The organism is Metabacillus bambusae (assembly GCF_017497975.1).
GTDB classification, from domain to species: domain Bacteria; phylum Bacillota; class Bacilli; order Bacillales; family Bacillaceae; genus Metabacillus; species Metabacillus bambusae.
This window is the reverse complement of sequence record NZ_JAGDEL010000006.1, coordinates 89,196-101,691: the sequence shown is the minus strand read 5'-3', so window position 1 is coordinate 101,691 and position 12,496 is coordinate 89,196. Positions and strand designations below refer to the sequence as shown.

Here is a 12,496-nt window from a genome sequence, read left to right as displayed (position 1 = left end):
ACATAATAATACATAGTAAAATCATTCGTCATGCTTTTTGGTTAATTTGACTAAGAGAAATTTCTGAAACTAGTGATGATAACTAATGAAAAATGAAGAGGAAACGATTATTATGTTAATAATATAACATAATATGTAATAATAAATAACATGAATTTTGGGATGGAGTGATTATTTGATTACAATAAAGGATGTGAATGAATTTTCACGGAAAGAGTTTGTAGCACTTCTTGGCTGGATATTCGAAGATACTCCATGGATTGCTGACAAAGTTTGGGAGTTACGACCTTTTCCTTCGGTACAATTTCTTCATCGTTCAATGGTAAAGCTTGTTGAGAAATCTTCAAAGGAAGAAAAGCTTGTTTTAATTCAAGCACATCCTGATTTAGGTACAAAAATAAAATTATCCACTTCCTCTAAGATTGAACAACAACAAGCAGGTTTAGATCAGCTTTCTCCAAATGAATACAAGCGTTTTATAGCGCTTAACAACAAATATATTAAGAAGTATGGTTTCCCTTTTGTTTTAGCAGTACGTGGTCATAATAAAGATTCTATTTATGACTCAATGAAAAGGAGAGTTAAAAATAAAGAAGAACAAGAATTTGAAACAGCCATGGAGGAAATTTATAAAATATCATGGTTTAGATTAAGAGATATTGTTACAAACGAAGGGAGCTATAATCATGGAAAATCGAACAATGTATTACGGTAAAGGAGACGTATATGTATATCGCACAAATGTAAAACCGTTAACAGGCTTGAGGAAAATACCTGAATCGAATGTAATTGAACGAAATAATAATATCTTTGGCTGGAACATAAAAATTGAGGTAGGTGGTGAGCAATTATTCAGTTCATTTTCAGAGGGTGACAATGAGTTAATTGTTGCGACCGACTCGATGAAAAACTTTATTCAAAAACATCTAGCTTATTATAACGGGAGAACGATAGAAGGATTTTTAGCTTTTGTCGCAGAACGCTTTTTGGACACATACCCTCAAATGGACTCAATTAAGCTATCGGGAGTGGAAACTCCTTTTATGCCGACAACTTCCTTAATAAACGAGAATACACAGGAAAGTAAGCTTGTGTATAATCATTCTAGAAATGAGCAAGCAGTTGCGTCATTGTTTGCAAAGAAAAATGAAAGCAATAGCCTAGAAATTATGGAGCATAGCAGTGGTATCCAAGCGTTACAACTAATTAAAATTAGTGGGAATTCATTTGCAGGGTTTATACGTGATGAATATACAACACTCTCTGAAGACAATAATCGACCACTATTTATCTATTTAAATATTAACTGGAATTATGAAAAATACAAAGACTCCACAGGTGAAACTCCAGCCCTTTATGTATGTAGTGAACAAGTAAAGGATATTGTGACATCTGTTTTCCACAATCTCGATACTTTATCGATTCAACATCTTATCTATCAAATAGGCTTAACCATTTTAGAACGTTTTCCACAATTAACTGATGTTACATTTCAATCGCAAAATCGTACCTGGGAGACTGTGGTTGATACAATTCCAGATACTGATGGGAAGGTATATACAGAACCAAGACCGCCATATGGCTTTCAAGGATTTGCACTTACGAGAGATGACCTAAATCGGGAAGGAAGAGGAAGGATTGGAGATAAGGAGATTTCCCAAATATGACGATTAGCATAAGCACACATGTACTGGATTTAGCAAGTGGTGTGCCTGCAGAAGGTGTAAAAATTGAACTATGGAAATTAGAGAGAACAGAAAAACATCTAGTAGCTTATTTGTTGACAAATCAAGATGGGAGGGTTTCACCACAAATGATTGAACAAGCAGGCGAGTTTCAAATGCTGTTCTATATCGGAGATTATTTTAAATCAAGAAATAATCAATTGTCAGAACCAATGTTTTTAGACAAGGTACCAATTCAGTTCGGTGTGGAGATGGGGAATCGCAATTATCATATTCCCTTACTGATCTCACCATGGGGCTATCAAACATATCGGGGTAGTTAATGTGCGGTTCCTGAATAGATAAAAGAGGGCTGATATAATTCGGAAATTTGCTTTGATTCTACTTAATGGTTATATCTTCACTGAAAAAGGGGTCATGTCTTGATTATCTTCAAGGTGTTGCAAGGAATGAAATGGACGTAACAAAAATTGTTGCACTGAGTTTATATGATTTATTAAAAAATAATCACAATCACACTTGAATTATCATTCAAGTTAGGTAAAACCGTTTACATGCTGAACGGTTTTTTTATTTACATGAAGTACCTAGTCAATTATTTTCTGTTTTCGAAAATTGATTTTCTCTATCCTATTTACATATTGAAAAAATCTCTGTAATCTATTGTTTGAATAGTATGAGTTTTGCATATAGTAGTTTACAGAACTGGGGGAATTAATATGATTAAAGCAATCTTCTTTGATTTAGATGATACATTATTATGGGATCAAAAAAGTGTAAAAGAAGCATTTATCGCAACATGTCAGATTGCAAATGAAAAATTCGGGATCGATCCAGATCTATTGGAAGAAGCTGTACGAAATGAAGCGAGAGAGCTATATTCTTCATATGAAACTTACGAATTTACACAAATGATCGGGATTAATCCCTTTGAAGGACTATGGGGCAACTTTTTAGATGAAGAAGAGAATTTTAAAAAGATGTCAGAAATCGTTCCCACATATCGTAAAGAAGCATGGACAAGAGGGCTAAAGGCTTGTGGAATCGATGATCAAGAGTTTGGTGCTAAATTAGCTGAAGAGTTTCCAGCGCAAAGACGTCAAAAGCCATTTGTATATGATGAGTCATTTAAGGTATTAGACGAGCTAAAGGATACATACCGTCTTTTATTATTAACAAATGGATCACCAGATCTTCAAAATACAAAATTAGATATTACACCTGAGCTTGTTCCATATTTTGAACAAATCATTATCTCTGGTGCATTTGGAAGAGGAAAACCAGATGCTTCTATTTTTGAACATGCCTTAGAAAAAATGAATTTAACGAAAGATGAAGCAATCATGGTTGGGGATAATTTAATGACAGATATCCTTGGAGCTTCTCGAGTTGGAATCAAATCTGTTTGGATCAATCGTCATGATAAAGAACGTAATGAAGTTATCCCAAATTTTGAAATTACACATCTTGAAGAACTTTATCCTATTTTAGATAAGTTAAACAAGTAATAACAAAAGCGGAAGCGCCTTGCTCAGCGACGTATGAACTGGAGCACTCCGTATGAGATAAAGCGAGACTTATCGGAAGGAGGAGTGTAAAGTTCACTAGGCCCTGGAGCTGGATGTCAAAGCGCTAATCCACATTACAAGAATTTTATTATTTCTTTAATAACAATAAAACAGCCTGATACCATTAATGGTATTAGGCTGTTTCAAAAACGATAATGTCCAATATGAATTGGAAATCTATGCTTCAGTTAAAAAACTGAGAGCTCGAATCTTTTTACTTGAATAAAGACCTTGACTCACTATATAGTAATGAATGAGATTTTTATAGCGCGTTGACAATATACCAATGTTGCTATCTTGAATTTTTACTAAAAGCAGAAAGAGAAATATAAACAAAGGAGGGAATAATCATTTTTTATCTATTGATTGGACTTATTATTGTTTTGATTTTAGGGTATTTTTATTATAAAAGTTTTATGGCAATAAAAAGCGTTCCTTGTATTGACGTAAACCGATCTCAACTTGATGATCATCATGTTGTAGTTGATTTTAGAGATTATAACAATTTATCAGAGAATCAAGCCTTTCAAGCAATTGTCATTCCCATACCTTATTTAAAAAGATTTTATCATGAAATCCCAAGTAAACATGTATATGTCATCGCTTCTAATAAACTCGAAAAAAATATCGGAATTCGCTTTTTACAAAAGCATGGCTTCCAAGTAACAGGTTATAGTTTAGCTGAGTGTGCTTGTCATAATAATGCTAGAGATATAATTATGTAATTAGATAGCAACTATTAAAGTAGTGGATTTTTCAATTGAAATGGCACTGCTTTTTTTATTTTGTCAAGCATGTTCAATATGTTAGATTAAATATCCACATATTATTGATAATAACTTATTTTTGCTTGCCTCCATTTAAAGTTGAAAAATCTGAAAATTCATTGACATACATGATATATGATGATATATTTTTTCTTCCATTCAAAATGTTAGGAGGGAAAACGATTGATTACTATAGAGGGCTTAAGTAAATCCTTCAAAGTTGCCAAGAGGACTACTGGATTGAGGCAGTCTGTGAAAGCGCTGTTTTTTCGTGAGCATTTTATTGTTGAAGCGTTAAAAGATATCTCTTTTTCTATTGAACCAGGGGAAATAGTAGGCTACATCGGTCCAAATGGGGCAGGTAAATCTACAACGATAAAGTTAATGAGCGGTATTTTGGTTCCTGACGGAGGAACCTGTAGTATTATGGGGTACACTCCTTGGAAGGACAGAGTTTCATATGTTAAAAATATCGGAGTGGTTTTTGGACAACGCACTCAGCTGTGGTGGGATGTACCTGTGATGGACTCATTTGAACTTCTTCGTGATATTTACAAAATTCCTCAAAAAGAATATAAAGATAATATTAATCTACTCGTCGAAACGCTCGATTTACAAAGTCTCATCGATTCCCCAGTAAGACAATTAAGCTTAGGACAACGAATGCGCTGTGAAATCGCAGCCTCACTTTTACATAGTCCGAAAATATTATTTTTGGATGAACCAACTATTGGACTTGATGCCGTTTCAAAAATTGCCGTTCGCCAGTTTATTAAAACAATTAATAAAGAAAAGGGAGTTACTGTCATTCTTACCACGCATGATATGAATGATATCGAGGCTTTAGCTGACAGAGTCATCTTAATCGGAAAGGGGAGCTTATTGTATGACGGTAAATTGAATGAACTTAGGAGTCGATTTGGGACACTTAGAACAATTACTGCAGATTATCGTGAGACGCTAAAATTATTTGAAATTTCTGGTACTTCTTTGCTTTCTTGGTCACCTGAACGGGCTATTATAAGTATAGATACGGAGAAGGTAATGGTATCGGAAGTAATTTCCCAACTATCAAGCAAGGTCGAATTACTCGATGTTTCTATAGAAGCACAACCGATTGAAGACATTATTGTACAATTATATAAGGAGTATGAAATATGAATGCATATTTTTCCGTTTTGAAGCTACGGCTACTAACTGGAATGCAGTACAGGGCAGCTGCTTTGGCAGGAGTGGCGACACAATTTTTTTGGGGATTCATGTATATCATGATATTTGAAGCATTCTACCAACATTCCTTACATACACCACCTATTTCTTTTACTGAATTAATTACTTACATTTGGCTGCAACAGGCTTTTCTTGCTTTCATCATGCTTTGGTTTCGTGATAATGAATTATTCGATTTAATCACAAGTGGAAATATTGCGTATGAACTTTGTAGACCATGCGGAATCTACGGATTTTGGTATACAAAACTTTTAGCGCAGCGCTTGTCGAGTGTGTTACTCCGATGCTTTCCCATTCTAATTGTAGCTTTCTTTTTACCGCAACCATACAAAATGACACTACCACCTAGCATAACAACCTTCATGTTATTTCTTTCAGCAATGATTCTAGGTTTACTTCTATTAGTCTCAATTTCTATGTTTATTTATATTTCTGTCTTTGTGACGATGTCTCCAGTTGGCTCATTGTTAGTGTTTGGGATCATAGGGGAATTTTTTGCTGGTTTAACCATTCCTATCCCTCTTATGCCATCATGGCTGCAAAACATTGCCTACTTGCTTCCATTTCGCTTGACGGCAGATTTTCCTTTCAGGGTCTATTCTGGACACATTCCACAGGATGAAGCACTTATAGGGTTATTCATTCAACTTGGCTGGCTTAGTGTTCTTATTTTATTGGGAAGATATGCTTTTGACAAAGCTTTACGAAGAGTGGTTGTACAAGGAGGATGATTCTTGGTGAGTATTTATTTCAAATATCTTAGAATTTTATTTAAATCACAAATGGAATATCGAACATCTTTTTGGCTCTTATCGATCGGACAATTCTTTATTCCATTCACTGTCTTTGCCGGTTTGTATTTTTTATTTGAACGCTTCGGGCAAATTAAAGGCTGGAGTTTTTTTGAAGTAGCACTTTGTTTTGCGGTTATACATATGGCATTTGCTATAAGTGAATGTTTTGCTCGTGGGTTTGACTCATTCTCTAGTCTTGTAAAGGAGGGTGAGTTTGATCGACTGCTTGTCCGTCCAAGAAGCACCTTCATTCAAGTGTTAGGATCAAAATTTGAGTTTACGAGATTTGGAAGGCTACTCCAAAGTTTATTTGTTTTGGGATGGGCATTAAGTAATCTTTCCATAGAATGGAACTTTTTTAAAGTAATTACCCTCTTACTTATGATTGTCAGCGGTGTATGTATTTTTACTGGGATTTTCATACTTGCTGCTACAATGTGCTTTTGGACAATCCAAGGTCTCGAAGTGGTAAATATATTTACAGATGGTGGAAGAGAGATGGCCCAATACCCGTTAAATATCTATCATAAATGGGTTTCTAAATTCTTTACATTTATAATCCCGTTTGGATGTGTCAATTACTTGCCGTTGCTCTACATTCTTGATAAAAATCAAGGAAACACACTCCTACATATGATGTCTCCAATTGCTGGAATCATTTTTATCCTTCCTTGTTTACTCATATGGCAATATGGAGTTAGACATTATCGGTCGACTGGGTCGTGATCATTAAAAGTTTACACTTGGAAATTTATAATGTATGTTGTTCGACTATTTTTTTAAAGAATTAACTTGATAACCTAAATTTCCTTTGATATAATATTCTAAATATTAAATACATTGAAGAGGAATAGTAGGGTTTTAAACGCGTACAGAGAACTGTTGGTTGGTGCAAAACAGTCGTAGACAAAATCCGAACTCACCTTGAAGTAGCTCGCTGAAATAGTTAAGAGTAGGTGGAGACGGAGCCTAACCGTTATAGTAGGAGGATATAGGTTTAATATAACCATTATCTGTCTGAGTGCATACCAATTTGGTATGAATTAGAGTGGTACCGCGTGAGATCTTAACAGTCTTTCGTCTCTTTTAATTTAGAGATGAAAGGCTTTTTTGCGTTCTAATGTATCTAAATAAAAATATGTATGATAAATGGAAGGGTGGACTTAAAAAATGGAAAATTATAAAAAGTATGCTAGAGGTTACTTTATGCCGCCAGAGCCAAGCATGAAATGGGCTCAAAAAGAGTATATATCTGAGGCTCCAATGTGGTGTAGTGTTGATCTTAGGGATGGAAATCAGGCATTGGTTGTTCCAATGACACTAGAGGAGAAGTTAGAATTTTTTCAATTGCTTGTAAAAATAGGTTTCAAGGAAATTGAAGTTGGCTTTCCAGCAGCATCTGAAACAGAATATGCTTTTTTACGAACATTGATTGAAGAGGATTTGATTCCGGATGATGTGACCATTCAAGTTTTGACTCAGTCTAGAGAACATATTATCAAGAAAACGTTTGAATCACTTCAAGGTGCAAAGCAAGCAGTTGTACACTTATACAATTCAACCTCTGTGTCTCAGCGTCAACAAGTATTTAAAAAATCTAAAGAAGAAATTATCGACATTGCTGTTACTGGTGCAAAACTTCTTCAGAAATATGCTTCTGAAACGGAAGGGAACTTTAAGTTCCAATATTCACCTGAAAGCTTTACAGGCACTGAGGTGGAATTTGCGCTTGAGATATGCAATCAGGTTCTTGATGTTTGGCAGCCGACCGCTGAAAATAAGGTAATAATCAATTTGCCAGCTACTGTTTCAATGTCAATGCCACACGTTTATGCAAGTCAGATAGAATACATGAGTGATCATATGAAGTATAGAGACAATGTTATCTTATCACTTCACCCACATAATGATAGAGGAAGCGGTATTGCGGATGCGGAATTAGGAATGCTAGCCGGTGGACAAAGAATCGAGGGAACATTATTTGGAAATGGAGAAAGAACAGGGAATGTAGACATTGTAACTCTTGCTCTAAATATGTTTTCACATGGAGTGAATCCGGAATTAAATTTCGAAAATATCCAAGAAATCATTGCTGTGTATGAACGTATGACTAAAATGAAGGTTTATGAAAGACAGCCATACGGTGGTAAACTTGTATTTGCTGCATTTTCAGGCTCACATCAAGATGCAATAGCTAAAGGAATGAAGTGGCGTGAGGAAAACGAATGCGAGCATTGGACGGTTCCTTATTTGTTAATTGATCCAAATGATATTGGTAGAGAGTATGAAGGAGATGTCATCCGGATTAACAGTCAATCTGGTAAAGGTGGAATCGGTTATCTTCTTGAGCAACAATATGGCCTTGATTTACCAGCAAAAATGCGTGAAAACTTCGGGTACATTGTTAAAAATGTATCAGATCATCAGCAAAAAGAGCTTTTGCCTAATGAAATTTATGACATTTTCCAAAAGGAATATGTCAATATCAAAGCACCTGTCGAGTTTGTCAATTACCAATTTACTAAGCATGATGATTACCAAACCATCGTAGCGATCAAAATAAATGGTGAGCTTGAAGAGGTTGCTGGCGAAGGGAACGGAAGACTAGATGCAATCAGTAACGCACTACAAACCAAGCTTGGTATTAAATATACAGATTTGGTCTATAAGGAGCATGCTCAAGAAATAGGCTCGGGATCAAACGCTGTTTCTTACGTAGGGATTACCGCTCTAGACGGTACTGTTTATTGGGGCTGTGGGGTTGATATGGATATTATGACCTCTTCTGTAAAAGCTTTGTTTAGTGCCGTTAATAAAATGACTGAGAGTGTAAGTCTCCCAATTGAAATGGATTTTTCTGTGACAAACAAATAAGTAAAAAAGAGGTTGAATCAAGAGGGTCTGACGCTTGTCTTGAGTCAGCCTTTTTTGTGTGTTTGAAAAAGGCTGACTAGCCAAACTTTGTTGCTAATTACCAAGTAATGCGGTGTGGTTGATTGCAGCGAGAGATGCTCGCTTTCCGCGGGGCGGGCGGTGTGCCTCCTCGGCGTAAACGCCTGCCGAGTCTCACCTGTTCCGCTGTTCCCGCAGGAGTCTCGCAATCCGTTCCAATCAACCAAATAAGTTTTTGTTTTAAAAGTAACAATCTCTTAGAAAAGAGCCTTGAAAAAAGACTTGAATAAATAAATATTTGGGCAAAGTAAAATAGTTTTTCAGTTAGTAAGATGGTATAGTATGTGTCGATACTAATAAAGAGATTAAAACAGTGTTTTATAATTAAAAGAGGAAGCTGACAACATGCGTTCAACGAATTTTTATATAAAGACATGGCAGAAAGCTTTAAGAGCTGAGATCATGCACTTAAAAACATATGGAAGCACTAAATATTACGTGAAAAATGGGGAGTTAATGACGAATGATGGGACATTTACGTATTATTTCGATACGTCTTCTCCTATCCGAATTCCAGTTGGGTCAACGATAAGAATGGAATCTGGGAAATTAACAATAAGTGGCCGTATCCTCTCTTCAGAGGGGAATAGTGTGATCGTTTCTCTAGAACAATCGTTAGGAAATGATCTTAACGAATTATTTCTCCTACATGACCCTTGGGAGCTTTTAGACCAGTTACATGATCGCCTTGATGAAATTAATGAAAGTAAACGTAAACGAGCTCGGATAAAAAGATTGATGAACCCTTCTAATGAAGCTAAACATCCAACCGATAAAATAAAATCAAATGTTCATGAGCTGGTGTTAAGAAGTAAATATAATCCGGTAACTTTTGTTTGGGGGCCCCCTGGAACAGGTAAGACCTATACACTTGGAAGAGTAGCGGCAAATAAATATTTTAAAGGGAATCGTGTTCTTATTCTTTCACAAAGTAATCAGGCAGTAGATGTGTTAATGACTGAAATTGCACGTTTCATCGATAAAAAAGGTCGGTTTCGTGAAGGAGATTTGTTACGGTATGGATCACAGTCTACTATCGCTTCAGAATCTTCTCTTACAACTACTGAACTTATTACAAAACGAAATCCAGACTTAGCAAAGCAAAAACTAAGTTTGCAAGAGGAGCGCAGATTAATAAAACATGATCTAGGGCGATCTTTTAGCAGACGCGACTCTGAGCGTTTATTGGAGATTGAAGGAAAACTTACCAATGTTTTAGAGAAAATACGCCAAAAGGAAATCCAATTTGTTAAAGATGCCGATATTATTGGAACAACACTTTCAAAGGCAGCAAATGATCCGACCATATATGAAAAGGACTACGATCTTGTCATTGTTGACGAAGCAAGTATGGCATATGTTCCACAGGTGGGCTTTGCTGCATCATTAGGTACTCGTGTTATTATTTGCGGTGATTTTAAACAGCTTCCGCCAATTGCAGCAGCAAGAAGTCCGCTAGTGGATGAGTGGTTAAGGGAGGATATATTTCATAAGGCCGGGGTCGTTGATTGGCTTGATAATGGAAAAAAATCACATCCGCACTTGTTTCTTTTAAAAGAACAAAGACGAATGCACCCTGATATTTCTTCGTTTACGAATCAATATATATATGATTCTCTAGTAGGTGATCATGAAAGTGTAAAAACCTCGAGACATGCAATTTTAGAAAGAGCTCCGTTTCCAAATCGTGCTTCTGTTCTTTTAGATAGTAGTTTTACAGGAAGTCATTGTCTCCGTGAAAAATCGTCGAACTCGAGGTTTAATCTATGGCAATTACTCTTGTCCTTTCAGCTTATTCATGAATCCTACTTAGCTGGATCTAGGTCAATAGGGTATGTAACACCTTATCGAGCTCAGGCAATTTTGATGGAGACCTTATTATCAGACCTCTATTTAACTGAGCTTCAAGACGCAGACATCATTTCAGCGACTGTTCATCGTTTTCAAGGCAGTGAACGTGATGTAATGTTGTTTGATACCGTTGATAGTTATCCTCAGGATCGACCGGGAATGCTGTTAGTTGGCAAAGATAGTGAACGGCTTATCAATGTTGCGATTACAAGGACAAGAGGAAAATTCATTCATATTTGTGATCATCATTTTATACAATCCAATGTTTATCGTACGAAAACGATCCGCAAGCTCGTTGACCATCAGTTTAAACATGAGCAGCAAATCCTACCACATCAAGTAGGTGCTTGGATAAAAAATCAACATCCTAAATTAACTTGGATACATGCAAAGAAACTAGACTTAATGATTGAAGATATTCATCAAGCGAGGAAATCGATTTTTATAGGCTTGCCATCTGGGAACGAGTTAACAAAAGAGTGGGAGACCATTTTAAACAACAGAAATGACAAAGTATTACTAACTTCTATGACATCTGAAAAAATAGAGAACGTAAAAGTTGATAAGGTTATTATGCATTCTGTCTCATTTCCGTTCATTATCATTGATCAAGAGAAGTTATGGTTAGGTCTACCTGTCGAAGCAACTGTTTACGTTAGACCTCCATACGTAGCTGCTCGCATTACCTCAAAAGCTGTTGTCGACTATTTTCTTTCACAGCTTTTATAATTTTATTCGACTATGGTGTCTCATGAATTAGTTCATATGAAGAACTTTTGGTAGTAATCCCACGATTAACTTGTACTAAACAAAGCGCGGTAAACATAGAACTAGTTATAGTTATCTAAGAGTATATACAGAGTTTTGGAGGGGAAACTGTGGGAGTTTCATTATGTTTTTCTGTATTTTTCTCTCTGTTAACAGGGGCCTGTCTGTCGATTTTCATCTCTAAATGGTTAAAGGTAAAAATCGACTATATTTTATCCCTTTGTGCAGGCGTGTTATGTGGAGTTCTGTTTTTAGAATTAATTCCACACAGTTTTTCAGAATATAAGACTGTATCTGTGTTTCTCGGTATAATAGTAGGATTGCTTCTGATGGTGATGATTGATAAATTTATGCATAATGATTCTCACCATCGAGGAAGAGATAAGACAGCATCGTTTTACTTTCTTATTTTAGCGATTACCTTACATAATGTTCCATCTGGATTAGCTTTGGGAAATCATGTTGATCATGATGGACATTTATTTCATTTAGTTGTTTTTCATCATATTCCAGAGGGTATGACATTAATGATGATCTATTTTGCCTCTTCTCTAAAACTACGTCACTTATTTGTTTCACTCGTGTTTTTAAGTTTAAGCTTATACGGCTTTACTCTTATCGGTAGTATTTTTCCAATTCGTAATAGTCATTTTTTAGGTGTGTTACTTGGTGTGGCTAGTAGCACGATTGGATATGTTGCCATTTTTGAGTTGTTTTTACCATCATTAAAAAAAGGATATCAATCCCTCCATTGGCTCAGCGTATTGATAGGGATATTTATCGCAGGATTGCTATTAATTATTGGCTAAGATTGACAATAGCCAATATTTTTTTTATGATAAAATCAGATAATATGAACATATACTCATATTTTGATATAT

At 35.7% G+C, this 12,496-nt stretch carries 11 protein-coding genes and 1 other annotated feature; all 11 genes read left to right on the top strand.

What is annotated here, in order from left to right; all coding sequences use genetic code 11:
* Positions 1–175: 175 nt before the first annotated feature.
* The 11 genes from uraD (at position 176) to I7822_RS10405 (ending at position 12,424) form a co-directional block, all read left to right on the top strand.
* On the top strand, positions 176–715 hold the full coding sequence (gene uraD / locus I7822_RS30450) for a 2-oxo-4-hydroxy-4-carboxy-5-ureidoimidazoline decarboxylase (protein ID WP_307847715.1): 540 nt from the start codon (positions 176–178) through the stop codon (positions 713–715).
* Positions 687–1,667 (top strand): factor-independent urate hydroxylase, encoded by a 981-nt coding sequence (pucL, locus tag I7822_RS10450; protein WP_307847714.1) that lies wholly within the window; start codon positions 687–689, stop codon positions 1,665–1,667. The genes uraD and pucL overlap by 29 nt, the downstream gene beginning before the upstream one ends.
* Positions 1,664–2,008: a hydroxyisourate hydrolase gene (uraH, locus tag I7822_RS10445; RefSeq protein ID WP_207977746.1), complete on the top strand. Its 345-nt coding sequence runs from the start codon at positions 1,664–1,666 to the stop codon at positions 2,006–2,008. Before pucL ends, uraH begins: the two co-directional genes overlap by 4 nt.
* Positions 2,009–2,404: 396 nt before the next feature.
* A complete protein-coding gene (locus I7822_RS10440) occupies positions 2,405–3,193 on the top strand; it encodes an HAD family hydrolase (RefSeq protein ID WP_207977740.1) in 789 nt (262 codons plus the stop codon).
* Between the two features lie 476 nt (positions 3,194–3,669).
* Complete coding sequence (locus I7822_RS10435; RefSeq protein ID WP_207977739.1) at positions 3,670–3,978, top strand: sulfurtransferase; 309 nt, start codon at positions 3,670–3,672, stop codon at positions 3,976–3,978.
* Positions 3,979–4,203: 225 nt separating this feature from the next.
* Positions 4,204–5,181: an ABC transporter ATP-binding protein gene (locus tag I7822_RS10430; RefSeq protein ID WP_207977737.1), complete on the top strand. Its 978-nt coding sequence runs from the start codon at positions 4,204–4,206 to the stop codon at positions 5,179–5,181.
* Positions 5,178–5,981 (top strand): ABC transporter permease, encoded by an 804-nt coding sequence (locus I7822_RS10425; RefSeq protein WP_207977731.1) that lies wholly within the window; start codon positions 5,178–5,180, stop codon positions 5,979–5,981. Before I7822_RS10430 ends, I7822_RS10425 begins: the two co-directional genes overlap by 4 nt.
* A gap of 6 nt (positions 5,982–5,987) precedes the next feature.
* Positions 5,988–6,770: an ABC transporter permease gene (locus I7822_RS10420; protein WP_207978044.1), complete on the top strand. Its 783-nt coding sequence runs from the start codon at positions 5,988–5,990 to the stop codon at positions 6,768–6,770.
* 105 nt (positions 6,771–6,875) lie between these two features.
* Positions 6,876–7,132 (top strand) — a binding site (T-box leader).
* 82 nt (positions 7,133–7,214) lie between these two features.
* Positions 7,215–8,918, top strand: a complete 1,704-nt coding sequence (locus tag I7822_RS10415) for a 2-isopropylmalate synthase (RefSeq protein ID WP_207977729.1) — start codon at positions 7,215–7,217, stop codon at positions 8,916–8,918.
* A 423-nt stretch (positions 8,919–9,341) separates the two neighbouring features.
* Positions 9,342–11,576 (top strand): AAA domain-containing protein, encoded by a 2,235-nt coding sequence (locus I7822_RS10410; protein ID WP_207977727.1) that lies wholly within the window; start codon positions 9,342–9,344, stop codon positions 11,574–11,576.
* Positions 11,577–11,725: 149 nt separating this feature from the next.
* The gene (locus tag I7822_RS10405) at positions 11,726–12,424 is read left to right on the top strand and encodes a ZIP family metal transporter (RefSeq protein ID WP_207977726.1); all 699 of its coding nucleotides are present in this window, start codon (positions 11,726–11,728) and stop codon (positions 12,422–12,424) included.
* The last annotated feature ends 72 nt before the right edge of the window (positions 12,425–12,496 follow it).

What these genes read in the sequence shown, in the direction of transcription:
- I7822_RS10435 (WP_207977739.1), top strand. Translation starts at nt 3,670, where the DNA reads ATGGCAATAAAAAGCGTTCCTTGTATTGACGTAAACCGATCTCAACTT.
- I7822_RS10415 (WP_207977729.1), top strand. Translation starts at nt 7,215, where the DNA reads ATGGAAAATTATAAAAAGTATGCTAGAGGTTACTTTATGCCGCCAGAG.
- pucL (WP_307847714.1), top strand. Translation starts at nt 687, where the DNA reads ATGGAAAATCGAACAATGTATTACGGTAAAGGAGACGTATATGTATAT.
- I7822_RS10410 (WP_207977727.1), top strand. Translation starts at nt 9,342, where the DNA reads ATGCGTTCAACGAATTTTTATATAAAGACATGGCAGAAAGCTTTAAGA.
- uraH (WP_207977746.1), top strand. Translation starts at nt 1,664, where the DNA reads ATGACGATTAGCATAAGCACACATGTACTGGATTTAGCAAGTGGTGTG.
- I7822_RS10425 (WP_207977731.1), top strand. Translation starts at nt 5,178, where the DNA reads ATGAATGCATATTTTTCCGTTTTGAAGCTACGGCTACTAACTGGAATG.
- I7822_RS10440 (WP_207977740.1), top strand. Translation starts at nt 2,405, where the DNA reads ATGATTAAAGCAATCTTCTTTGATTTAGATGATACATTATTATGGGAT.